The 24,663-nt window shown below is 33.9% G+C and carries 24 protein-coding genes and 3 pseudogenes; 24 read left to right on the top strand and 3 right to left on the bottom strand.

Annotated features, from left to right (window positions below; translation table 11 throughout):
* The first annotated feature begins 144 nt into the window (after window positions 1-144).
* From AC1Q8M_RS13265 to AC1Q8M_RS13225, 9 genes and pseudogenes are all read left to right on the top strand, one after another.
* Window positions 145-1,629, top strand: coding sequence for a WD40/YVTN/BNR-like repeat-containing protein (locus tag AC1Q8M_RS13265; RefSeq protein WP_080126354.1), 1,485 nt, complete (start codon window positions 145-147; stop codon window positions 1,627-1,629).
* Window positions 1,630-1,736: 107 nt separating this feature from the next.
* Window positions 1,737-1,890, top strand: a pseudogene (locus AC1Q8M_RS13260) (DUF3963 domain-containing protein); the annotation flags it as partial.
* A gap of 152 nt (window positions 1,891-2,042) precedes the next feature.
* On the top strand, window positions 2,043-2,675 hold the full coding sequence (locus tag AC1Q8M_RS13255) for a LysE family translocator (RefSeq protein ID WP_023522590.1): 633 nt from the start codon (window positions 2,043-2,045) through the stop codon (window positions 2,673-2,675).
* Window positions 2,676-2,773: 98 nt separating this feature from the next.
* Entirely contained in the window at window positions 2,774-3,535 is a 762-nt protein-coding gene (locus AC1Q8M_RS13250; protein ID WP_000141007.1) for a glycosyltransferase family 2 protein, read from the top strand.
* Window positions 3,536-4,109: 574 nt separating this feature from the next.
* A complete protein-coding gene (gene sigI, locus AC1Q8M_RS13245) occupies window positions 4,110-4,832 on the top strand; it encodes an RNA polymerase sigma factor SigI (protein WP_002094101.1) in 723 nt (240 codons plus the stop codon).
* Window positions 4,822-6,160: pseudogene (locus AC1Q8M_RS13240) on the top strand (anti-sigma factor domain-containing protein). Before sigI ends, AC1Q8M_RS13240 begins: the two are co-directional and overlap by 11 nt.
* Before the next feature lie 204 nt (window positions 6,161-6,364).
* Window positions 6,365-9,712 carry a trifunctional glycoside hydrolase family 18/polysaccharide deacetylase/glycosyltransferase family 2 protein gene (locus AC1Q8M_RS13235; protein WP_098366157.1) on the top strand — a complete coding sequence of 1,116 codons (3,348 nt, stop codon included), beginning with the start codon at window positions 6,365-6,367 and terminating at the stop codon, window positions 9,710-9,712.
* Window positions 9,713-9,962: 250 nt separating this feature from the next.
* A complete protein-coding gene (locus tag AC1Q8M_RS13230; RefSeq protein ID WP_000660066.1) occupies window positions 9,963-10,238 on the top strand; it encodes an ArsR/SmtB family transcription factor in 276 nt (91 codons plus the stop codon).
* Window positions 10,239-10,332: 94 nt separating this feature from the next.
* Window positions 10,333-10,488: a hypothetical protein gene (locus AC1Q8M_RS13225; protein WP_002101139.1), complete on the top strand. Its 156-nt coding sequence runs from the start codon at window positions 10,333-10,335 to the stop codon at window positions 10,486-10,488.
* A gap of 193 nt (window positions 10,489-10,681) precedes the next feature.
* On the opposite strand, the gene AC1Q8M_RS13220 is transcribed toward AC1Q8M_RS13225, so the two are convergent.
* Entirely contained in the window at window positions 10,682-11,005 is a 324-nt protein-coding gene (locus AC1Q8M_RS13220; RefSeq protein ID WP_001072981.1) for a winged helix-turn-helix transcriptional regulator, read from the bottom strand.
* Window positions 11,006-11,129: 124 nt separating this feature from the next.
* On the opposite strand from AC1Q8M_RS13220, the gene AC1Q8M_RS13215 reads away from it, so the two are divergent.
* The 4 genes and pseudogenes from AC1Q8M_RS13215 to AC1Q8M_RS13200 all read left to right on the top strand — a co-directional run bounded on the left by AC1Q8M_RS13215 (window position 11,130) and on the right by AC1Q8M_RS13200 (window position 14,483).
* On the top strand, window positions 11,130-11,663 hold the full coding sequence (locus AC1Q8M_RS13215) for an NAD(P)H-dependent oxidoreductase (RefSeq protein WP_072939185.1): 534 nt from the start codon (window positions 11,130-11,132) through the stop codon (window positions 11,661-11,663).
* A 143-nt stretch (window positions 11,664-11,806) separates the two neighbouring features.
* Window positions 11,807-13,300: a class I adenylate-forming enzyme family protein gene (locus tag AC1Q8M_RS13210; RefSeq protein WP_080017696.1), complete on the top strand. Its 1,494-nt coding sequence runs from the start codon at window positions 11,807-11,809 to the stop codon at window positions 13,298-13,300.
* A 144-nt stretch (window positions 13,301-13,444) separates the two neighbouring features.
* A pseudogene (locus AC1Q8M_RS13205) lies at window positions 13,445-13,537 on the top strand (GNAT family N-acetyltransferase); the annotation flags it as partial.
* Window positions 13,538-13,583: 46 nt separating this feature from the next.
* Window positions 13,584-14,483 carry a PhzF family phenazine biosynthesis isomerase gene (locus AC1Q8M_RS13200; protein WP_098366156.1) on the top strand — a complete coding sequence of 300 codons (900 nt, stop codon included), beginning with the start codon at window positions 13,584-13,586 and terminating at the stop codon, window positions 14,481-14,483.
* Window positions 14,484-14,565: 82 nt separating this feature from the next.
* On the opposite strand, the gene AC1Q8M_RS13195 is transcribed toward AC1Q8M_RS13200, so the two are convergent.
* On the bottom strand, window positions 14,566-14,775 hold the full coding sequence (locus AC1Q8M_RS13195; protein ID WP_000801651.1) for a hypothetical protein: 210 nt from the start codon (window positions 14,773-14,775) through the stop codon (window positions 14,566-14,568).
* Between the two features lie 84 nt (window positions 14,776-14,859).
* On the opposite strand from AC1Q8M_RS13195, the gene AC1Q8M_RS13190 reads away from it, so the two are divergent.
* From AC1Q8M_RS13190 to AC1Q8M_RS13165, 6 genes are all read left to right on the top strand, one after another.
* Window positions 14,860-15,609, top strand: coding sequence for a Nif3-like dinuclear metal center hexameric protein (locus tag AC1Q8M_RS13190; RefSeq protein ID WP_001022452.1), 750 nt, complete (start codon window positions 14,860-14,862; stop codon window positions 15,607-15,609).
* 165 nt (window positions 15,610-15,774) lie between these two features.
* Entirely contained in the window at window positions 15,775-16,623 is an 849-nt protein-coding gene (locus AC1Q8M_RS13185; protein WP_000355254.1) for a phosphotransferase, read from the top strand.
* A gap of 27 nt (window positions 16,624-16,650) precedes the next feature.
* Complete coding sequence (locus AC1Q8M_RS13180) at window positions 16,651-17,208, top strand: DUF7010 family protein (protein ID WP_001099749.1); 558 nt, start codon at window positions 16,651-16,653, stop codon at window positions 17,206-17,208.
* 25 nt (window positions 17,209-17,233) lie between these two features.
* Window positions 17,234-18,061 carry an MBL fold metallo-hydrolase gene (locus AC1Q8M_RS13175; RefSeq protein ID WP_080451179.1) on the top strand — a complete coding sequence of 276 codons (828 nt, stop codon included), beginning with the start codon at window positions 17,234-17,236 and terminating at the stop codon, window positions 18,059-18,061.
* A gap of 17 nt (window positions 18,062-18,078) precedes the next feature.
* Window positions 18,079-18,645, top strand: a complete 567-nt coding sequence (locus AC1Q8M_RS13170; RefSeq protein WP_016098750.1) for an SGNH/GDSL hydrolase family protein — start codon at window positions 18,079-18,081, stop codon at window positions 18,643-18,645.
* Window positions 18,646-19,105: 460 nt separating this feature from the next.
* The gene (locus tag AC1Q8M_RS13165; RefSeq protein ID WP_000787682.1) at window positions 19,106-20,482 is read left to right on the top strand and encodes a S8 family peptidase; all 1,377 of its coding nucleotides are present in this window, start codon (window positions 19,106-19,108) and stop codon (window positions 20,480-20,482) included.
* A gap of 160 nt (window positions 20,483-20,642) precedes the next feature.
* Here the strand turns inward: AC1Q8M_RS13165 and AC1Q8M_RS13160 are convergent, their stop codons facing one another.
* On the bottom strand, window positions 20,643-21,059 hold the full coding sequence (locus tag AC1Q8M_RS13160; RefSeq protein WP_098360657.1) for an SRPBCC family protein: 417 nt from the start codon (window positions 21,057-21,059) through the stop codon (window positions 20,643-20,645).
* A gap of 232 nt (window positions 21,060-21,291) precedes the next feature.
* Between AC1Q8M_RS13160 and AC1Q8M_RS13155 the strand changes: the two genes are divergently transcribed.
* The 5 genes from AC1Q8M_RS13155 (at window position 21,292) to saiR (ending at window position 24,576) form a co-directional block, all read left to right on the top strand.
* Window positions 21,292-22,353 (top strand): oxidoreductase, encoded by a 1,062-nt coding sequence (locus tag AC1Q8M_RS13155; RefSeq protein WP_098389959.1) that lies wholly within the window; start codon window positions 21,292-21,294, stop codon window positions 22,351-22,353.
* A gap of 32 nt (window positions 22,354-22,385) precedes the next feature.
* Complete coding sequence (locus tag AC1Q8M_RS13150; protein ID WP_000146278.1) at window positions 22,386-23,123, top strand: GntR family transcriptional regulator; 738 nt, start codon at window positions 22,386-22,388, stop codon at window positions 23,121-23,123.
* Window positions 23,124-23,398: 275 nt separating this feature from the next.
* Window positions 23,399-23,794, top strand: coding sequence for a transcriptional regulator SpxA (spxA, locus tag AC1Q8M_RS13145; RefSeq protein ID WP_000236189.1), 396 nt, complete (start codon window positions 23,399-23,401; stop codon window positions 23,792-23,794).
* Window positions 23,795-23,842: 48 nt separating this feature from the next.
* Window positions 23,843-23,977 (top strand): BA3454 family stress response protein, encoded by a 135-nt coding sequence (locus AC1Q8M_RS13140; protein ID WP_016512517.1) that lies wholly within the window; start codon window positions 23,843-23,845, stop codon window positions 23,975-23,977.
* A gap of 185 nt (window positions 23,978-24,162) precedes the next feature.
* Entirely contained in the window at window positions 24,163-24,576 is a 414-nt protein-coding gene (gene saiR, locus AC1Q8M_RS13135) for an Rrf2-family transcriptional regulator SaiR (RefSeq protein WP_001083465.1), read from the top strand.
* The last annotated feature ends 87 nt before the right edge of the window (window positions 24,577-24,663 follow it).

The raw sequence follows: 24,663 nt of genomic DNA, 5'->3' as shown, positions 1-24,663 counted from the left end.
AAAATCCATTGTCTATGAAACAACTAGATTTGTAAACGGCTTTAATAGAAAGATGTCTATTGTATTTTTTGCGGCAAGATTAAATAGCTTTTTTGTTACTTTACAATAAAGTATACTTAATATCAGTAATTCATGTAATTAGGGGTGGTTTCTATATTTAGAGAAAATACAAAAAGGATACTTCTGTCATTAGTAACAAATCCAATACTAATAATTGTATACGGAATTTTTTGCTATGAGTTGGCCTTATACTGTAAGTACGGAAGAATGAATTATAATATTTACATTTTGTTATTATGTATAGTACTTTTTATATCCATAACTACATTTACTACAATACGGATGATAAAAAATAGAGAATATGAATCTAAAAAATTAACTAATTCAATAGCATGGAGATCCATTTCTATTATCATTATTGTTGCAATTACATCATTTTATGGGATGCAGATTTATAAAAGTGCAATAAATTACAATGGTAAATTGGCATGGTTTATAGAAAAGTTAAAACATGAAAGGTCAGTTAAACTTAAACATAATAATATATATAAGTCTGGAGTAGAAGGTATTTTTGAAGATATAAATAAAAAATATCCTTTGCCAAAGAAATTGTATATGGCAACTGATTTTGATCTTACATTTCATTCAGATGGAACAATCATAGCGTTTGATACATTTGTTTATGGGAAAAATGATGATGGGAAAGAAGAAACTTATTTAATCTCTTATAATAAGAAGAAGTCAGAAGATATTACTATAATACGAGACGGATACGCAAAGCCTGATTATAATGATGATAAATTAGTAGAACCTTTAATTGAAACGGTTAAGGCGATTCCAGTTAAGCAAACGGTTAGAAAATGGAATGAAAGTAAGTATGGGTTGATTTATTATGGAAAAAGAAATTGGGGATCCAATACAGAGGGAATTATTAATATTACTGAGGATGGTAAGGGGCAGAGTCTTAAAAAAGCAGCTTCTGATATCATTGGATATACTGTATCTATATTTGTCCCTGGAAAAGAGCAAGAGCTAGTCCCTGCTAGATATAATTTAATAAGTGACGCAAGTTGGAGTAAATCAAAGACGCCTCCAAAAGAAGATATGCTTAAAGAGAAGAAACAACAAGATTTAAAGAATGAAAAAGAACAGTTTTTCCTATCGAAAGAAGTTGGTTATAAACTAAATATGACAGATAAAGCATTAGGGAGCGCCTTTTATTCATTAAGCAAGACTAGTGATGAAGGGAAAACATGGGAGGTTATCAATCCAGATCCATTTAATGGGGGGATTGGTAGTGTATCAGGAATCACTTTTATAAATGATAAACTTGGGTTTTTAGGAGCAATTAGGCCTTCTGGTAATGAAGGAGAGTTATATCGCACAGATGATGGGGGAGTATCTTTCAAAAAGGTAGAATATCCGCCGCATGAAGTGAAATTAGATCATACACAGTCCACAATAAGTCCTTTTGATTCACCTAGTATGCCATATGAGAAAGATGGGGTTTTTAATATGTTAGTTGGACAAGGGGCAGATGGAGACTACAATGGCGATAGTAGTGCACTTTATCAATCAAAAGATAACGGAGAGACATGGGAATTTGTAGAAGAAGTGAAAAAGAAATAATCAGAATTTTTTTTGGGGAAATAAGGTAACTACTCAGCTATACATTTTATTTAGAAGTTTGGTAAGGGGTATAATTCCAGCCATGAAGATAAAAATGGACCTATACCTCGCTGCCTTTCTTTGTTTTATTTCTTATGCTTACTATCAACGCTATATATAGAAAGGTATTTTGGTGATATACAAAAGTGGATTCGAAATATCACATGTTGTTTAGCTTTATTTGTAGTGGTTTTAGTAGCTCTATGGATAGGGTACTCTTAGATCCTTACTTAAGAGAATGAGAAGTATGTGATTACAATACATTCGATCCGATACTATTACTTAGCTGCATCGGTTTATATTAATCTTTTCTCTCCTCAATCATGATAAAATGTACAATAGGAAATTTTATGTAACATAAAGGGGGAAGGTTTATGGTCAGCTTGAGTACATTGGTAGCTTTTGCAATTGTTTCGCTTAGCATGGTTTGTTCACCTGGGCCTAATATGATTTACCTCATTTCCCGTTCCATTACGCAAGGACGTATGGCGGGATTTATTTCTTTATTGGGCATCATGCTCGGATTTGTAATCTATATAATCGCAACTATGTTTGGACTTACAGTTCTATTCGTTGCTGTTCCCGCTGTATATGAAGCGGTAAAGTGGGCAGGTGCTGCTTACTTGCTCTGGCTCGCCTGGAATTCGATTAAACCGGGTGCTACATCTATTATGGAACCTCGTATGATTTCTAATGAGCCACCAAGGAAATTATTTCTGATGGGACTCATGACGAATCTTCTGAATCCAAAGATTGCTATTTTGTATGTATCACTTCTACCTCAATTTGAAGATCCAGAGAAGGGGTCGTTGCTTTTTCAAGGTGCAGTTTTGGGGCTTACGCAAATCACTGTTAGCTTTATAGTTAACCTTGTAATTGTATGTACAGCAAGTAAAATTGCAAAATGGTTTGGCACACGCCCGACGTGGCTACGAGTACAGCGTTGGCTTATGGCAAGTGTTTTAACGGGGCTTGCTGTACGTCTTGCTTTTGAACGTCGACAGTAAGAGCCTCTTTACCGTCAGTTTCTATAATATAACCTAATAAATATTAATATAATTTATGTATAGTAGATATTTACCTTATAAAATAAGGGGGGAATATTATGACTGAGACAAACGAATCTTCAGGAGTTAATTTGAAAAAAGATGTGAAGTTTTCTATTATAATTCCTGCGCATAATGAAGAAAAGTACATTAGAAAATGTTTAGATTCAATTGCAAAGGCATCAGAGGCATATAAAGAGCAAACGGAAGTTATAGTTGTTTTAAATCGTTGTACAGATAAAACAGAGGAAATAGCAAAATCTTATAATTGTGTTACATTGAAAAATAACGATAAAAACTTATCTAAAATTCGAAATGCAGGGGCTAAAATAGCTAGTGGAGAAATAATCGTTACTATAGACGCTGATACCATAATGACAGAGTCTATGTTGTTTAATGTAGATAAATATTTAGCTTCAGGTACATACATTGGTGGTGGGGTGAATGGTAAGTTTGAAAGAATATCTTTAGGAATATTTCTCTCCGCAATGTTAATCATAATCCCCTTACTTTTTAAGTACGGAGCTATATCTGTAGGGATTTTTTGGTGCTATAGAAAAGACTTTATGGCAATCAACGGATTTAATGAAAACATGCTTATGGCAGAAGATGCAGATTTCGCTAAACGTCTAAAAGAGTGGGGAAAGAAAAATAATAAGAAATTCGGTACTATTAAAAATGGAATGATAACTTCATGCAGAAGATTTGATACATATGGAGACTGGACTTTACTTAAAAATCCAAAAGTAATTTTAGCTTATCTAAAAGGAAATGATAGAAAATACGCAGATAAGACATATTATGATAACCAAGAAAGATGAAAATAGAGAAAATCGGCAGAGGATAGCTAGTACTTTTTTAGATATAATGAGAATCCAACTTAATTTAATAGATATTATAAGAAAACCATCAATTTGATTATCTTTTTTCAAATTGATGGTTTTTATTTTTGAAATAAATATGTATTTTTTTATGAAAATATTTTTTGACCCCCATAAAACTATGTATTCCTCCGAATATGTATAGTGAAGAAAATAAATAGAAGAAAAATGACTATGAAAGAATATAGAAGCATTAATAAAATTACTAGATTAAGTGGGCATCCAAAATGGAAGGATGAAATTACCAATTATATAAAGAAGAGTTATTCAAGGATTGCAGATAAAATAGAAAGAGAATAAGCAAAACGAACGGTAGAAAATAAGAAAGTAGATAAAAATACAAACTTAACTGTAGTGCTGAGAGAAAAGGAAAAATCATTAAGAAAACGTTAGACTCTAAAAATATAACTAACAGCAAGAAAACAAGACCGAAGAAAAGTACCAAGAAAATCTGGTTAAATGGTCACTTGTGTAGTGGCCATTTTGCTATTTGAAGGAGGCTGGGAGATTACAAGTGTTGAGTTTAGTAATGAAGATCTTAAGAAAACCGAAAATAGAAGATATCGTATGTAACATACAAAACAACGAAGAAGATAAAGAAGCATTTATCGTACAGTATCAGCCTTTTATTAGAAAATCAATCTCATCTGTCTGCCGCCGGTATATTACAGAACAGGATGATGAATATAGCATTGGATTGTTTGCGTTTAACGAAGCAATTGAACAGTATTCATATACAAAAGGAAAATCCTTTTTAGCGTTTGCTGATCTTCTTATAAAAAGAGATGTAATTGACTATATACGTAAGGAGTCTAAACATAACTTTGTCTTTTTAAAAGAAGATGAGCAAGAGGAAATGTTAGAAATGCAAGTGTCGCTTACAGAGTATATGAAAGAGATGGAAAATAGTAACCGTAAGGAGGAAATTCTTCATTTTCAAAGTGTGCTAGCTGAGTTTAAAATCACATTCTCAGAGCTTGCTAAAGAATCTCCTAAGCATCGTGATACGCGTGAGCACTTAATAGAAATTGTAAAAGTTATTATAAAAGAAGAGGAAATGATGGAAGAGCTGTTCCGAAAGAAAAAGTTACCGCTTAAACATATTGAACCGCGTGTTAGGGTAAGTCGTAAAACGTTGGAACGACATAGAAAATACATTATTGCAATGTGTATTATTTTTGCAAACAACTATACATATATTCTGGATTACATAAGAGGGGAAAAGCATGATGAATAAAGGAATTGTGATGGATATAAAAAAGCATAGCGTAGTTGTTTTAACACCAAATGGAGAGTTTATTACGTGTAAAAGAAAAGGGGATTCTTGCATGATTGGGGAGGAAATCTCATTTGATGAGCAAGAACAAAAAGCATCGCATTTTTCGATCCCTTCCTTTTTAAAACCTGCATCAATACTTGTTGCTTGTTTTCTATTTGCAGTGCTGTTTTTCTACAACCAACCAGAAGAAAAAGTATTTGCTTACGTCTCAGTTGATATAAATCCAAGTTTAGAGGTGAGCGTAACGAAGGATTTTCGTGTTATAGATTTACAGGCTTGTAATGATGATGGAAGGCGTATTTTAAAAGAATTGAAGCAATGGGAAAATAAACAATTGCAAGAAGTAGTACGTACTATTATACAGCAAAGCCAAGAGGATAAGTATTTAACGAATGATAAGCAAGTTATGCTAACAGCAGTTGCAAAGGACAAGGCGCTAGAACCACAGTTAGAAAAGGCAATGAAAGAATTGAAGAAAGAATATGAGTTAAAACATATTACAGTTGAATATCAAAGTAGCACGATGCAAGTACGAGAGAATGCTAGAAAAGCTGGAATTGGCACAGGTGTCTATATAAAGCAAGAGAATGAGAAAAACAAATCGCTTACGCCTCCTGCCACGCCGCCTAATCCGGTGGAAAATGAAGAAGAGGTGCAATCACAGCCGGAGTCATCTCCTGATGCATCAATGGATTTATCTCCTGTAGACGAAAAAAAATATGAAAAGCAAGAGCAGAAAGAACAAAAGAAAACAGAGGAACAGTCATCGAAGCAAATAAAAGAAAACAATGGAAGAGGATCTCAGCAAGAAAATAGAGGGAATCAACAGGAGAATAAAAGTAGAGAAGCTCAACAAGGAAATAATGGGAATCAGCAAGGGAACAACCGGAAGAGGATCACAACAAGGGAATAATGGAAATGGGCAAGGAAGCAACGGAAGAGGATCACAACAAGGGAATAATGGAAATGGGCAAGGGAACAACGGAAGAGGATCACAACAAGGGAATAATGGAAATGGGCAAGGAAGCAACGGAAGAGGATCACAACAAGGGAATAATGGGAACGAGCAAGGGAACAACGGAAGAGGGTCTCAACTAGGGAATAATGGGAATCAGCAAGAGAACAACGATAGAGAATCTCAAAAAGGAAATAATGGGAATCAGCAAGGGAACAATGGAAGAGGATCCCAGAAAGAAAATGGTGGAAACGAGCAAGGGAATAATGGTAGGGGGTCTCAACAAGAAAATAGAGGCCACCAGCAAGGGAATGAAAAGAAGAATCAATAGAATATGGAAGTGAGAGATTCATTTCAAAGCTAAAAGGATTTCTCTCGCTATTGTGGGCAGTAAAACTCCCATCTCAAAATTTGGCTGGAGCAAAGAAGTTAGGTGGGAGTTGGGCTGCTTGTAAATGCCCAATTGGTGAGGGCTGATTAAAGTTGCACTTTATTATTTTATAGTTCTATTAAGAAGGAGTATGTGAAAAATATAATGGAGAAAAACATTCAACAAGAGAAAGATAAAGAAAAACCTGTTTTTTATGATCCGAAAGGAAGGAGAAACATAGCCTTTATTTGGTTTCTATGTATCTCAATAGTTAGTGTAGGTGTTGTATTTTATTTTTTCTTTCAAAGTATTTTTTCAACACCAGAAATTCCAAATATGAATACCGCTGTACAACAAGATACTAAACTTGTACCAATTAATCAAAAACTTAGTGATCAGCAGTTAAAGAAGGAAGAATTTAACCTAAATACCGAAACGAAGGATAATAAAAATTTGGTGAATCCGCCGAAGGATAGTAAACATCCTAAAGAAGTGTATGGTTTTTATGTAAACTGGGATGAAAATAGTACCGCTTCTCTAAAAGAAAATATCGATTCATTAACTACGTTAGTACCAGAGTGGTATCATTTAAAAGCAGATTTAACGATTAGAAGTGAGATAAAACCTGAGATAGTAAAGTTGGCAGAAAAGAATCAAGTGAAGATTATGCCTTTGCTTACTAACTATACTGAGGAAGCTTCTGGTCCTGATAGTGGGCTAATTCATAAGTTACTGAATTCCTCAAATGATGTAAAGACAAAGTTTATTAATGATTTAGTAAGCCAAGTTAAAAAGAATCATTTTTCAGGAATCAATATTGACTTTGAGGCCGTACCTGAAAGTGATAGAGAAAACTTAACAAATTTTATGAAAGAACTTACTACGAAATTTCATGAACATGATTTGCTCGTTACACAAGATGTTCCAGCTAATGATAAGGCTTTTGATTATAGTGCGTTAGCAAAAATAATAGATCGAATGATTGTAATGATGTACGATGAGCACTATGGAACCGGGGAACCAGGACCAATTGCTTCAAATAAATGGTTCCAACATACATTGAAAGAACTGAATATTCCGTCTAATAAGTTTATAGTTGCTTTCGGTAACTATGGATATGATTGGCAAGTAAATAGTAAAGAAGCTGCGAAGTCTTTAACTTTCTCAGAAGTTATGGCAATGGCTCATGATTCAAATATGAAAATTCAATGGGATAAAATGAGTGGAAACCCTTATTTTAGGTATAAAACAGAAGGGAAAGAACATACTGCTTGGTTCTTAGACGGTGTAACTCTTTATAATCAAGTGAAAATCGCAATGGACAATAATGCAAAGGGATTTGCGTTATGGAGACTAGGAGCAGAAGACCCTACAATATGGAAAGTTTTAAAAAATCCGATTGAGGCACAAAAAAATCCTAATGTATTACATAAAATCAATAGTTTAGATGAAGTAAATTATTCTGGACAAGGTGAAATTTTACAGATTGAGAATGAAAGAAAAAATGGATTGAGAGATTTTAAAGTAGGCAAAGATGGTTACCTTACAGATGAAGTATATCAATCCTTACCATCTGCATATGAAGTGCAACGATATGGAAAACCAAATGGGAAACAAGTAGTATTAACATTTGATGATGGACCAGACCCGAAATATACGCCAGAAATTTTAGATATATTAAAAGAGAATCAAATAAAAGCTGCTTTTTTTGTACTTGGTGAAAACGCACAACTAAATACTAGTATTGTAAAAAGAATATACGATGAAGGGCATGAAATTGGCAATCATACTTTCAAGCATCCTAACATAGCTGATACGTCTTTACTACGAACGAAAGTAGAACTTAATACGACGCAACGTTTAATTCAGGAAGTAACTGGACATTCTACGGTTTTATTTAGACCGCCATATGAAGCGGATGCTAACCCGGATTCATCAAATGAAATATTGCCTATTTTACGTGCACAAAATATGAACTATACAATGGTAGCGGAAAAAGTTGATCCCGAAGACTGGGCAACACCATCAACAAATGAATTAGTAAAGCGTGCTCTTAATCCCATTTATAAGGGAGAGGGAAATATTATTCTTCTCCATGATGCGGGAGGGAATCGTACACATACAGTAGAGGCGCTCCCAATCATTATTAAAGACCTAAAAAAGCATGGATATAGTTTTGTAACAATTTCAGATTTAATGAATAAAGAACGAGATGAAATTATGCCTCCTGTTTCTTCTGAGGGGAAGCAATATTTACTTTACAATAAAGCTGTCTTTTCAGGAGCTGGATATTTTAAGCATATATTAACAACTATTTTTTATATTGCTATTGGATTAGGGATTTTTCGATTTTTATTCTTAATTTATTTTGCATGGAAGCAGAAAAGAAAAACGTTATCTCGCTATATTAATTCGTCTTATCAACCTTTTGTTAGTGTTGTCATAGCGGCATATAATGAAGAAAAGGTGATAGCCAAGACGATTCACTCAATTTTGGATAGTAATTATAGAGAATTTGAAGTTATTGTTGTGGATGACGGATCGACAGATGGTACGTCAAAAGTAATGAAAGAAACATTTTATAAACACCCTAAAGTTCGTTTCATTCAGAAAGAAAACGGCGGGAAATCATCGGCAATGAACCTAGGGTTTCAACAATCGCGAGGAGAAATCATTGTCACTTTAGATGCGGATACTATTATTGCGCAAGACGCTATTTCTTTAATGGTTAGACACTTTGAAGATCAGAATGTAGCTGCAGTTTCAGGTAATGTCAAAGTGGGGAATAGACGGAATTTGTTAACTACTTGGCAACATGTTGAGTATATTACAGGGTTTAATTTAGAACGTAGAGCTTTTGATGAGTTAAATTGTATTACAGTAGTTCCAGGAGCTATTGGGGCGTGGCGCAAGAAGAATGTAGTTGAATCTGGATATTTAAGCGAAGATACATTAGCAGAAGATACCGATCTTACCATTACATTTTTACGTCAAGGGCATAGAATTGTATATGAAGAAAAAGCGCATGCTTTTACGGAATCACCTGAGGATGTGAAAAGTCTCATTAAACAGCGATATCGTTGGTCATATGGTACACTTCAATGTCTTTGGAAACATCGAAAAGCGTTGTGTAATTCAAAACATAAAACGTTAGGGTTTATTGCACTGCCTAACATGTGGTTATTCCAATATGTTCTGCAATTCATTGCTCCTTTTGCAGATATATTAATGATTATAGGACTATTTAGTAGTAATCCGCTAAAAGTTTTAGGATTTTATCTTGTTTTCTTTTTAATGGATCTTCTCGCTTCTCTGTTCGCATTTAAATTAGAGGAAGAGAACCCAAAACCATTGGCATGGTTAATTTTACAACGTTTTATTTATCGCCAATTTATGACTTATGTTGTCATTAAATCTATATTCTCATCGCTTCGAGGAGTAGCGGTAGGGTGGAATAAACTAAAGAGACTGGGGAGTGTTAAACATTCCACGGAACATAAGGAGGCATCATAAAAGGGCAGACTATCTGCTCTTTTTTTCATTGGTTTTAGTTAGTTGAATGTAGAGTTGTGGTATAAAAACTGCTGCTTCTATAATGAGATTCCTATTCATCATTAATGGTGAGACATTATGTTAAGCTAATCCTTTAGTTTCGGATTAAAGTTTTTTTATATTTTTTTTAAATGACGGACACAAAAACGCATATACCTCCGAATTATATATATGGATAACATAAATATGTATATAAAAGGGGAGAAATAAGATGAAAGAAAAAAAAGAAATGTTTCAAGAAATCGCTGAGGTGTTAAAGGTATTGGCGCATCCAGTTCGTCTATCTTTAGTAAAAATAATGCTTGCAAAAGGTCCTACTAATGTAACAACAATGTATGGGGATTTACAAATGCCTCAAAGTACAATTAGTCAACATTTATCTAAACTAAAAGCTGCTAAAATGGTTACAGGTACTCGGAAAGGATTAGAAATTTATTATGAGGTAACTGACAATCGCACAAAATCAATATTAGCATGTTTAGTTTAAATGATGATTTCTATTTCAAAATAAAAAGCGCTATTCTTTTCTATGATTTTACAGAGAGAATAGCGTTTTTTATTTTTAAGGAGTATCTTTTTATATGCCTATAGAACGGAGTGAAAGGTTTATGGGTTTAAATGTACCTACTATTACCTTAGGTTCTAATGCGTCTAATAATGAAAAAATTCTCGGTTTAGGGGTGCTTCTTTATAGCTTACGTACAATTGAGATTAGAAAAAGTAGAGCGAGCGTTTAATGAGGCGGAAGTAGTGTTTATATGCGAAACTTTATAGAAATCTCATTTTTCTAATTGTATCTTTTTAGATTGATGGATGTGGGGTCACGTCCATCAATCTAAGAAAACAAGTTAGCTAAAAAATGATGAAAATAAACTTTATAGAAATAAAAAATATGAACGTAGAGGATTAAACAAAGTATATAGTGCTTTTTTAGTCATGTAATCTTTTAATCTGATGATCTTTTCCCCATTCAAACAGATTATCCATTATTTGCATTAAAGATTTTCCATATTCACTTAGTGTGTACTCAACCTTTGGTGGAACTTCTTGATATACGGTACGATAGATAATCCCATCAGCTTCAAGTTGCCGAAGTTGTTGTGTAAGAACCTTTTGTGTAATGTTTGGGATTTCTCGTTTAATTTCATTTGTTCGCATTTTTCCATCCGACAAAATACATAAAATATGAACTTTCCATTTTCCACCGATTACATCGAGTGTTGTTGCAATTGGGCAATTATCATTTTGATTCATATAACACCTCCACAGGTACTTTAAGGTTCCTATAGCACTTTAAAGTACGTACTTTTCAATTATATGTGACTCATTCATACTAATACGTAAAGGGTTGAATAATTTATAAAGGGGATGAAAAAAGATGAAAACACTTGTAATTGTAGCACATCCTGATATTGAAAAATCAAAAATTAATAAAAGATGGATTGAAGAACTTGAGAAATATTCGGATGAAATTACGGTGCATGAATTGTATAAAGTGGCACCGAATTGGGAGTTTAATATTGAAGAAGAGCAAAAGTTATTAGTAGAACATGACAGATATATAGTTCAATTTCCGCTTTACTGGTACAGCTCACCACCATTATTAAAAAAATGGTTCGATGATGTATTAACATATGGATTTGCGTACGGATCACAAGGAGATAAAGTGAAGGGGAAAGAATTTGGTGTAGCTATTTCTATAGGTGGATTAGAAAAAGACTATGAAAATAGTGGAATTACAATGGATGAGTTGACGAAACCATTCCAAGCTACATGCTTATACACAGGTATGGAATTTATACCTTCCTTTTATTTATATGGTGCAGAATATAAACTAAGCGATGAAGAGATTGATAAAAGTGCACCTGAGTATGTGCAATATGTGATGAACAAGAAGTATTCTAATATATAATGGGAAATATCCATTTACTTGTAAAGTAAATGGATATTTTATATTCTTCTTATATTCACTAAGTGTAATCTTTAGTAAATTAATAGTTAATCTGGTAAAATAAAAAACCTAACATATATAAAGGGGAGTTTTACTTGAGAACGATGCGACAATTATTACAAAAGAGAGCAATGCAATCACCAAATTTGGAAGCGCTTGTAGGGGGGAAGAAAAGATATTCGTTTCAGCAATATAATGAACGAGTAAATCAGTTTGCACATTATTTGTTACATAATGGTGTGCAAAGAGGAGATCGTATAGGAATACTATGCAAAAATAATCACCCATTTCCAAGCGTTATGATGGCAAGTTTAAAAATTGGAGCGGTATTTATTCCGCTAAATCATCAGCTGACTGTTTATGAATTAGAAACGATTGTAAAAGAAGCGAAATTAAAAGTGTTAGTTATTGATGAAGAATTTAATGAAGTGTTATTAAAGGTTGATGCTGTTAAAGAAATTCCTTATGTAATTCAAACAACAAAAGAAGACTTTGGTTCATTTGAATTAGAGTTGCAAAAACAGCCAACGACAGAACCGAACGTAGAAGTTCATGAAGAAGACGATGCCATTTACTTGTTTACATCAGGAACGACTGGACAGGCAAAAGCATGTGTAATTGGACATAAAAACTTACATCATTATTTTGCTGAAATTGCGGGACAAAGAGAAATCCCAGCAGGTGAACGCTTTTTATCTGTGCATCCATTGTTTCATATGAGTGGCGTGCTTTCTATTTTAAATTGTATTTATCATGGCGTTACGATGATCTTCTTAGCTGATTCGAATCCTGCTCTTATTTGGGATAAGATTGAAGAAGAGAAAATTACTACGATGCTTGCTTTCCCAGCCGTTTATAGTTACATGCTTGATGAACTAAATAAAAAAGAACGTAACATTTCAACCTTTAAAGTAGCACAAAGCGGTGGTACAAAAGTGCCAGAAACACTCATTCAAAAATATATGGAAAAAGGCATATATATGGTGCAAGGCTATGGTAGTACAGAAGGTTGGGTTGTAACCTCATGGCATCCAATGATGGGAAAAGAAAAGATGTCTTCTGTAGGAAAGACCTTGAAAAATGTAGAGGTGAAAATTGTTCATCCGGAAACAGGACATGAACTAACAACAAATGAAGTTGGAGAGATTCATGTGAAAAGTCCATACATGTTTAAAGGATATTGGAATAATGAAAAGGCGACAAAGAAGGTAGTAAAAGATAACTGGTTTAACATGGGTGATGCTGGCATGATAGATGATGATGGATTCCTGCATATTATGGGAAGATATAAAGACGTTATTATACGCGGTGGTGACAACGTATATCCAGATCAAGTAGAAGATGTTATTCATGAAATACATGGTGTTTTAGAAGTTGCAGTAGTTGGAGTTCCAGATGACTTTTGGGGAGAGGTTCCAAGAGCTTACATTGTGAAGGATGGCGAAACAACATTAACAGAAGAAAGTATTACTCAGTATTGTAAAGAGAAATTAGCAAGCTATAAAATACCAGAAGTAGTATTCATAGATGAGTTACCGAAAAACGCTTTAGGAAAAGTGTTGAAGAGGGAATTACGAGATGCAGTTCTTGTGAAATAGAAAATTATGAAACGATGGAGAACCCAGTTATGTATAAAGCATGACTGGGTTTTTATGTATCAAAAACATAATGATTTACTAGATTTTGTATTTTGTGTAAGATAATAAAGAAAATTCAATTAATATTTCGAGGGATGAAATTAAATGAAGCTATCGTTATTAGAAGTAGAGACGGATAGACTCATTATCCGTCCATTTCAAAAAGCTGATTATGAAAGTTGGTTAGATCGATTTTCTTATTGATTATAAAAATAAAGAAATGGACAAATAAGGGGAAAAGAAAATGAAGACTATAAACGTATTTCATTACGACGCATTTACGAATAAACCAAATAAGGGAAATCCAGCAGGTATTGTATTAGAAGCAGATGGATTAACGGAAGAGGAAATGCAAATTATTGCTGAAAAAGTTGGATATAACGAAACAACTTTTGTTCTTTCCTCAGAAGTAGGAGATATAAGAATGCGCTATTTTACACCTGGTTTTGAAATGGATTTATGTGGTCATGGGACAGTAGGGTCGATATTTGCCTTGCGCGAAAAAGGTTTATTAGACGAGAAAAGTAACCTTACGATTGAAACGAAGGCTGGGATTTTACCGATACAAATAGGTGTAAATGAAAATGGAGAAACCTTTATTAAAATGAGACAGGCAGCACCTCAGTTTAAAGAATTTACAGGTTCAACAGAAGAATTAGCTCATAGTATCGGTTTAGAAATAAATGATTTAGATGTAAGTTTACCGATTGTATATGGAAGTACTGGTAATTGGACTGTAATTGTACCGATTAAAAATCTTAATGCATGTGAGAGAATGAAACCTAATAATGCTGCATTTCCATCAGTATTAAAAGAAATACCTAATGCTTCTATTCACCCAATTTGTCTAGAAACTTATGATGAACTAGCACAAATGCACGGCCGTCATTTTTCATCAGCTTACGCTGGGACGATTGAAGACCCAGTGACAGGAACAGCTTCAGGTGTAATGGGAGCGTATTATGCGGAGTATTTAGAGAAAGGTTTTGAACATGAATTGAGTTTAATCGTTGAGCAAGGACAGGAAATAAATAAAGATGGTCGTGTAACTGTTTATGTAACGAAAGGGATAGAAAACGAGAAGTTACAAATAGATATTGCTGGAACAGCGGTGTATGTGAAAGAGTTTGAAGTTTCAATATAAAGTGAAACTTTAATCAGTGGGGGTCTTACTGCCCGGTGAATAGCGGGATAAAAAGAAAGCCCGGAATACATCCGGACTTTCATTATCTGTTCAATACTTCAATGTACGAAGCATTTCCAGTTGTTCTTAAAGCGGAGCGGAAATTATTATTTTCTAACGCCTTAGCAACTTGTTGTAACTGCTGTGCATCATCATGATGAATAAGTAAGCTGTCAGCACCGCTTTCCTCTATATGAATGTGTTCGACATTTCCGATTGCATCATGTACAGCTTTTAAAAATTCAGGTTTCATATTGTCCTCCTATATGTATGTAACGTTGTAATTTAGTATTTCCTTATTTATGAAATATAAAAGTAAATGAAAGGAGAAATAAAAATGAATATAAAGCAATTTAATGAACATATAACATCACTATTTGGAGAGCATCTTCATAAATATGGCGATGATGAATATGGTTTTACTTATATAAGTAAAGATGAATTTCACAAAATCGGTTACACAACAAATTTAACGTTAGAAACTATTGAAGAAGCGTATCGAAATGGAGTCGATATGATAGTTACACATCATGCGCCGTGGAGTTTTTTATTTGGTATGGAAGAGGCATGTATTGAGAAATTGAAGCAATATGAAATGAATCATTTTTGGATTCATTTGCCGTTAGATTTTGTAAAGTTTGGCACGTGTACATCGTTATTTAACGGAATTGGGATAGATACAATACTGGAATATTCCACGTATGAGGAAGAAGAACTACCGGGAATAGGAGAATATAAAGAAGCGATTCCTTTTTCAAACTTAGTTGGAAAACTTGAAGAAAAAATGGAAGAGAAAGTGAAGAGCTGGAGAAATCACGATAAACCAGTAAAACGGATTGCAATCTTAACCGGTGCAGGAAATAATACAAATTTGATTGAACGTGCATTAGAAAAAGGATGTGACACGTACATAACAGGTGAAAAAACATTATATACAGTGCAACATGCGAAATTTAAAGGAATTAATTTAATTGTAGGTAGTCATACGTTTACAGAAGTGTTTGGTGTAGAAAGTTTGGCTCATAAATTACAAGACAGAGACCCTGCAATAGAAATTATTAGAGTATATGAAGAGCATTTAGAGTGATAAAATCACGTTATCATAAATGGAATATTGAAGAAAGTCATTGTAATAAAATAAAATTGTTGTTTGTTATATCAGGGCGATTGAAAGGATTTTACTTTTGTTTGTCAAATGATAGTAAAGTTGTCTTTTGAATTAAGGAAATATTCGGAGTTGAAGGGTGAGAGAATGGACATTTCAATAATCACTGCACAACTAGTTAAGGAAAAAGTTATTTCACATTATCCAAATAGCGTAAAAGCATTAAACGGGGGAACGACAAGTACTATATATTTGTTAGATGAACAATACGTTATAAAGTTGAATGAATCGGATGTCATACGTGAAGAAGCTTATTTTCTTCAGTTTTATAAAAAGGACGAATTATTTCCAAAGCTTTTATATAAGGAACCTTTAAATCGCTATATTGTTTACTCATTCCTTGAGGGCACAACTTCTTTCAAACTAGGCCATAAACGGAGTGTTCTTAGTAAACTTGTAAAGGAAGTAATCAATAAGTATGAAGTAGTTACAGAGGTTGATGGCTGGGGATGGAAAGAAAGCCCAGTTCAATCTTGGAATGAATTTTTAACGACAAATGTGATGGAAGCTCATGAAAATGTAAGACGTTACATAAGTGAGGAAGAGTATAGAACGGTTTTTAAGTTAGCAAATAGTCCAAGTAGGGGGACTGGAATAAATCAGCCATTTTTATTGCATGGTGATCTTGGATTTCATAATTTTATATTTCAAGAGAATAAACTGCACGGTGTAATTGATCCTTTACCAGTGTTAGGAGATCCTATATATGATTTAATTTATGCGTTCTGTTCAACCCCGGAAGATTTAACAAAAGAAACAATCGATTATGCGATGAAACAATGTGTATTTCATAAAAAAGACCGTGATTTATATGAAGAAATAGTCATAGGATTATATTTGCGTATAGATACGTGTTTACGGCACCACCCGAAAGATTTAGAAGATTATTTAGCAGCTTGGCGTTATTGGATGGGTGAGGTTGAGGTGACTTTATAGCACAAATATTTTTGGGGAGATAGTGAGATGAATGTTGCAGAAGCGAAAAAGGATTTAGCAATAAAAACGAAGAGAGGCTTACCGATTATATTAGCCGGCGTTTTATTTTGGGTAGTTATGAGTATAACAGGATTTGTTCTTTCTGAAAAACAAGTGGTGTGGGTATATTTAATCGGTATGGGCTGTGTGTTTCCTTTTGGCTTAATGATAGCTGCTATATTGAAAATTGATATGTTTGCGAAAGGAAATCCGTTAGGGATTTTGGCTGGATTAATTGGTGGGATAAATGTATTGAATATTCCACTTGTATTACTTGCCTATTTTCAATTTCCAGAATGGTTACCTTTTGTAGTAGCAATGTTAATAGGTGTTCATTTTATCCCGTATGTATGGATTTATGAAAGCAAAAGTTATGGTTTATTATCAGTAGGGACTGTATTTGTAACGTCAGTTTGCGGGATTCTTTTTGCAGAAAAAGGATTTACTGTCATTCCATTATCGGTTACAGTTGTCTATTTACTTACTTTTATAAGTTTATTAATTGAAAATAAAAAAGCAGATCATTATCAACAAAAATCAGCTTAATAAAAATATAGGGATAGGGGAAATTATGATGAAAAATTTCGTTTGTACAACGTGTGGCGTGCAGTATGCAGCGAGTGTAGAAGAACCGGTGAGTTGTCATATTTGTGATGAAGAAAGGCAGTATGTGAATCCGAAAGGGCAGTCTTGGACGACTTTAGAAAATTTGCAAACAGATGATACATATAAAAATGAAATAATAAAAGAGGAAAATGGACTTTATAGTATTACGACAAAACCAGGATTTGCGATCGGTCAAACGGCATTTGTAGTGAAAACAGAGTCATATCGTTTACTGTGGGACTGTATTACGTATTTAGATGAAACGACAATTGCGAAAATAAAAGAGCTTGGCGAATTAGATGCGATTGCATTGTCTCATCCTCATTATTATTCAACGCAAGTAGAATGGGCAGAGACATTTGATGTACCAATTTATATACATGAAGATGATAAAGAGTGGGTGATGCGTCCGAGTAGTCGTATTATTTATTGGTCTGGTGAGTCTTTACAATTAGCTGATGGATTAGTCATTCATCGTTTAGGAGGACATTTTAAAGGTGGATCTGTCTTACATTGGGAAGAAGGTAATGACGGAAAAGGGATTTTGTTAACAGGTGATATTATTCAAGTTGTAGCGGATGAGCGGTGGGTGAGTTTCATGTACAGCTATCCAAACTTAATTCCATTACCAGCGAGAAAAGTGGAAGAAATGGTGAATCGAGTGAAGCCATTACAGTTTAATCGTTTATACAACGCTTTTCATCGAGTAGTAAAAGAAAATGCAAATGAAGCAGTTGAACGTTCTGCTGAAAGATATATTGGAGCATTAGAAGGTAAATTATTTCATACGTAAAAAGGGGAGCAAGCCTAATGAAAACGTTAGTATGTTTTGGCGATAGCATTACAGCTGATGAGACGTTTTTTGATGGAACACCGAGATTAACGCCAAGGTTACAAGCAATGTTTCCAAATTGGAAAGTAGTGAATGCAGGTGTTCCAGGGGATAATACATTTGATGCGTTAAATAGGATTGAAGAAGATGTAATATCATATAAACCAGATTTCGTAACAGTTTTTCTTGGTACGAATGATGCAGTTTCTTTTTCTCAAGTGTCATTACAAGCATATAAAGAAAACTTAGAGAAGATTGTGAACCAGGTTTCCTCAGATAAAATACTACTTATTAGTCCTGCACCAGTTGATGAAGAAAGACAGTACAATAGAACCAATAAAGTGCTCGGTCAGTATACAGACGTAGTAGAGGAAGTGGCGAGGGAAACAGGAAGTTATTTTCTAAATGTATATGCTGAAATGATTCAAGAACGGGATTATAAAAGGTTTGTAGAAAATGATGAAAAAGATGGGTTACACTTTGGGCCAGAAGGTTATGAGTATGTAGCGAAGTTAATTGGTGAAAAGTTAAAAGGGATTTTATAAGGAGCAAAGCACTTAGTGCTTTGCTTTTTCGTATTTCTTTCGCAGTCCATAAACTTATTGATCGCTGTAATTTGGACAGATATTTTGCGTTTTTATCCCGCATTAACTGTCCGTAAACGCCCCATTGGTGAGGGCTAATAATCAGTGGGGGATGAACAAAAACCCCACTGATTAAAGTTTCACTTTATGTGGGTAAAAGGCGAGTTCTGTTTTAAAGTAATATAAATTTATTTTTAAAAATTTATATTTCGTAGTTGAAAATCAATAAAGGTGTAACTATAATAGTTACAGTAAGTTTGTTATTTTGAAATGTACACATTGAATTACAAGAATGAAGGGAGTTTTTATGTAAATCAAAAAGTTATAAAAATCTATTAATTTTTATAATAAGATAAAATACTTTTCGGTTCATACACATTATGAAATATGTTATTTCTAATAGAAAACTAGAGGTGGAAAAATGAAAAATTTTAAAGGTATGTTGATATCATCACTTGCAATTACAACTTTTGCTGGGGCAGGTACGACATTTGTAACAAATACAGTATATGCTGCTAATGACGATTCTAGTAAAATACAAGTTCGTTCTAATAAGAGTATAAACACAACAACTGGCTCGAGATTGCCTGTATTATCAGTCAATCCTTATGATGAACCTAGATTTTCAAGACAGGGATATCTTGAAGAGGCACCTTTAGGAATTAATGCTCCTTATGCTTGGGGAATTAAAGGAGGAAATGGCCAGGGAGCAACTTTTGTAGATTTGGAAGAAGGTTGGTTATTAAATCATGAAGATTTAGTCGGTCAAAATATTGAATTTATGTCTGGAAAAATGAGTAATGATCTTTCTCACGGTACTTCAGTTCTAGGTGTTGTTTCTGCAGCTGACAATGGGATTGGGAACATTGGGATTGCACCAAAAGCAAAGGTAAAAGTAATTTCAGTGATCCGAGATAATGGGAGAATCGATGTAAGAGATGCTATTTTAAGTGCCGTAGATTCTTTACAGGCTGGAGATGTTTTATTAATAGAAGAATCCTTTAAATATGATGGATATGGAGATGACCCTTTACCAGTAGAAGTATACCCGAGTATATTTAACGCAATTCGCAAAGGTACAGATAAAGGCATTATTATTGTAGAAGCAGCTGGTAATGGTGGGATTGATTTAGATGAATTTAAAGACCGTAATGGTAAGCAGATTTTAAATCGAAATAGTCCAGACTTTAAAGATTCAGGAGCTATTATAGTTGGAGCATCTACTGCAAGAGTTCCTCATAAACGTTTAGCTTTCTCTAACTATGGTAGTAGAATTGATGTATATGGTTGGGGAGAGTATGTTGATACATTAGATACATATCAAAATCAAAATAGTAAAGGACAAAAAGTTACAGATCAGAACATAATTAATCGTTATACTTCTAATTTCCGTGGTACTTCTAGCGCTTCGCCTATAATTGCTGGGGCTGCTGTATCGATTCAAGGGATTGCTAAAGAACATTTAGGTAAGGCATATACACCAAAAGAATTGAGAGCAATTTTAAGTAATCCTAATACAGGCACAAAGTCTAATAACCCATCATCTGATAAAATAGGGGTTTTACCAGATTTAAAAGCGATTTTGTCTAACCTTGGATTTCATAGTGATTTGACTACCAATGATCCTATGGTATTTCCAGATAACGTAGAAAAAAATGAAGGAAAAGAAAATTCAACTTTCGTATTTCCAGGTGAAGAAACAAAAAGAACAGGTGATAAAAATTCAACTGTAACCTTCCCAGAAGAAGATTTAAAACAGGAGGAAAAAGAAGAGGGATTAATTGTTTTTCCTGATTAATAAAAAAATACTACCTTCCATTTGGAGGTAGTATTTTTTATTTCTTGTCAATAACAAGCAGGCATGAAATTTGTATTTGTTTATCTTTCATAATGAACTTAACCACAAAGTCGAATATTTGACTGTTAATTTACTTTTTCGTCTCAATCAATTACATGAATTAATCTAGAAATGCTTGCTGCAATGCTTTCAGTCCATCACTGTAAATGCCATGAAACAGATTAATTGCCTCTTCATCACTAACTTCAACAGGAGTGAACGTACCAGACCACTCTACTAACGATGTGTTACTTTCAGTACCTTCTTTAACCTGGATTGTAGATAAATAATTAGTGACTGGGAACGGTGCATTCATGATTGAATACGTGTAGTAGCGCTCTTTATCATTGAATACTTCTAATCGTTCTATAATTGTATCGCCATCTGGATTAGCTAGATGACGTACACGACCGCCTTCAGTTAATTTACTGCTAGGTATATAAGGTAACCAGTCTGGAAGGGAATTGAAACCTCCGATTAATTGCCATACTTGTTCAGGTGATCCGAAAATTTCCGTAGATATAGTAGTATATGCCATGTTCATTACGCTCCTTTTCATCCCGGTATTTACGGGTAAATAATCAGTAGAGAATAAATCGCCCCAGTGATTAAAGTTTCACTTTATAGGTCCATAACTTATAGTGAGAATGAATTTTATCGTGGATTTTTTATTTAATATATAATTATAAAGTTAAAACTATATACTTTTAATGATTAAATTATATAATAAATATAGAAACGAAAATTTATGAGCAAGGAAGTTGAAAAATATGACATTAACAATGGGCTTTATTGGATTTGGAAAGTCAGCTAACCGCTATCACTTACCTTATGTAAACACACGTAATAATATAAAAATAAAAACGATTTTTGTACGTCAAATAAATGAAAAATTAGCGGCTCCATATAAGGAAAAAGGTGTTTACTTCACTACTAATTTGGACGAATTGTTGAATGACAAAGAAATTCAAGTAGTGACGATTTGTACGCCAGCACATACGCATTATGAATTAGCAAAAAAAGTTATACTAGCCGGAAAATCAGTTATCGTTGAAAAACCATTTTGCGATACAGTGGAACATGCGAAAGAATTATTAGCTTTAGGACGAGAAAAAGGTGTAGTCGTTATGCCTTATCAAAACCGCCGTTTTGATGGTGATTTTTTAGCTGTGAAGCAAGTAATTGAACAAGGGTTCCTTGGTGATATTATTGAGATTGAATCACATATTGATTATTTCCGTCCTGGTTCAATCACTCATGAAGCTCCAAAAGAAGAAGGTTCATTTTACAGTTTAGGTATTCATACGATGGACCGTATGATTTCACTATTCGGCCGTCCAGATACGGTGACATACGATATTCGTAATAATGAAATGGAAGGTGCGGTTGATAACTATTTCGATGTTGGTTTACATTACGGAAATCAGTTGAAGATTAAGCTGAAAACGAACCATGTCGTAGCAAAAGATTATCCACGCTTTATCGTTCATGGAACAAACGGATCATTTATTAAATATGGTGAAGATCAGCAGGAAAATGATTTGAAAGCGGGTGTTATGCCTGAGAGTGCAGGATTTGGTGAAGATTCACCGATGTACTATGGAGTTGCTAAGTATCGTAATGCAAATGGTGACTGGATTGAAAAACAAATTAAAACGCCACTTGGTGATTACGGTCGTTTCTATGATGCCGCGTATGAAACAATTATAAATGGTGCACCAAAACTTGTGAAAGACGAAGAAGCGGTAACGAATATTGAAATCTTAGAAAATGGATTTGCTGCCCCATCACCTTCAGTTTACAAACTTGAGGCTTTACATTTGAATGAATAGAAGAGAGTTTGCAGTATAAAGGAGGTATGGAAATGGCAAGCGGATCAACACAAGTAAAATACCTCGGCATTTATCAAAAGATTAAACAGCAAATTTTAGATGGTGAATATAAAATCAACGAAAAAATTCCGAGTAGCCCCGTCCTTGCTGAAGAATTTGGTGTTTCAGCCCTTACTATTAAGAAAGCGCTGGATCTATTAGTTAGAGATGGCTACATCATCCGCCGGCGCGGAAGTGGAACAGTGGTGCAAGATTGGCGTCAACAGGAAAAGGCACGAATGATTCAAACTTTAACGGGTACGAAAGCTGTATACGGCAGTGAGGTAGAAAGTAAAATTATCGAGTTTGCGATTGTTGGGGCTGATGAAGTAGTTGCTGAGAAATTGGGAGTTTCAATCGGTGATTTCGTTTATAAAATCATTCGCCTCCGCATCATTCACAGCATTCCGACGATTATGGAGCATACATGGATGCCAATTTCGGTTATCCCAGGTGTTGAGGCTTCTGTTTTAGAGGAGTCGATATACTCACATATTCAAAATAAACTTGGTCTTGAAGTAGGGACATCTGTTGTCAGGGTTAAAGGAATTCGCCCAGATGATAGGGAAAAGCAGTTTATGAACTTAACAAATCAGGATTTCCTAATGCGAGTTGAACAAGTAGCTTATTTAACGGATGGACGAACTTTTGAATATTCTTATGCAGATCATCTACCCGAAACCTTTGAGTTTGAAACAGTCATTACTGCAAAAAATTATAAAGAGATATAAAAATCGGTTGAGGCAGGTATTGTCTCAACTGCTCCTATTATACGTTAATAGAATGAATCCAAGACTTAACATTTGATTTATAGAACTGTAAAGTTTAAAATTACAGTATAGTTTTTAGAAGTGAGTTGTTATCGTCTGTAAAATGTAGATAAATTAAATATTCTCGAATAAATAATATTGCTTGTATTTGATTCTAAACTGTAATTTTTTTTAATACATTTCAATAACCGATGTTTAAAATGTACGTTTCATAACATTAAAGGAGTGAGTTAAATATGGTAATTCTATATACAACAGCAAGCTGTGCCTCATGCCGAAAAGCGAAAGCATGGCTTGAAGAGCATCAAATTGATTATATTGAAAAAAACATCGTATCAAATTCTATGACAGTTGATGAGCTTAAATCGATTCTTCGTTTAACTGAAGAAGGGGCTACTGAAATTATTTCAACTAGATCCAAAACTTTTCAGGACTTAAATATAAATATTGATGAGCTCTCGCTAAATGAATTTTATACATTAATAATTGAGCATCCACTAATGTTGCGTCGCCCGATTATGCTGGACGAAAAAAGATTGCAAATTGGTTTTAACGAAGAAGAAATTCGTAAATTTTTACCACGTAGCGTCCGAACATTTTTAAACATTGAATTACAAAAGTTGGCTAATTAATAAATAATATTTCTTATGGAAAATTTTCTTGAAAGGAGGAAGCAGAAGATGATTGAAGTATGTGTTACAGTTAATTATAATGATAGAAATTATCAAACAAATGTTATTGTGAGTAAAGATACGATTGGGACAAAAATTAAACAGTTGGCAGAAGAACAAGTGAAGAAACAGTGGAGTGTTTAATTTTATTTTCAACTTAAAAAGCTAAATGAAGTTATCAGATATAGGTGGGACCGGATAGAATATAAGAGAATTAATTTTTTATGGCAAGAAGTATTCTATATGTTTTAACGTTCTAACCTATCTGTAATATTTATGGCTACAGTTAATATATGAGAAACAATATTTTTGATCGTAGGAGGAAAATCATGAACAGCGACTTTACCTTGGCCATACACAGTTTAACTTATTTAGCTTTACAGCCAGATCGGATGTCAACAAGTAATGCTATTTCAGAAAGTGCAGGTGTACATCCAGTACGCATTCGCAAAGTACTAAGTTTGTTAAAAAAACATAAGTTTATACAATCGAAAGAGGGGACTGGTGGCGGTTTTATTTTCGCTCGCGATTTAGATGAAATTAATCTTTGGCATATTTATCAGATAACCTCTGAAGGTGCTTTGCAGCCGAAGTGTCCAGAATCAAACAATCAGTGTGTTGTAGGTTCGAACATGCGAAAAGTTCTTTTCGCTATTTTCTTAGGTGCTGAAGAGCATCTAGGTGAATACTTAAAGAATTATACAATGAAAGAAGTTGTTGACCTTATCAATCAAGAGCGTTAAGCGGCTTAATTATTATATAGCCGTGAGTTCTTAACACTTAAATGTAATGAAAAATATTACAGTATAATTGTTTTTATATCTTTTTTA

The sequence above is a fragment of the Bacillus sp. GW823-FHT06A10 genome, from assembly GCF_058795375.1.
Note: the sequence above shows the minus strand (reverse complement) of the source record. Positions and strands in the feature narration are given on the sequence as shown.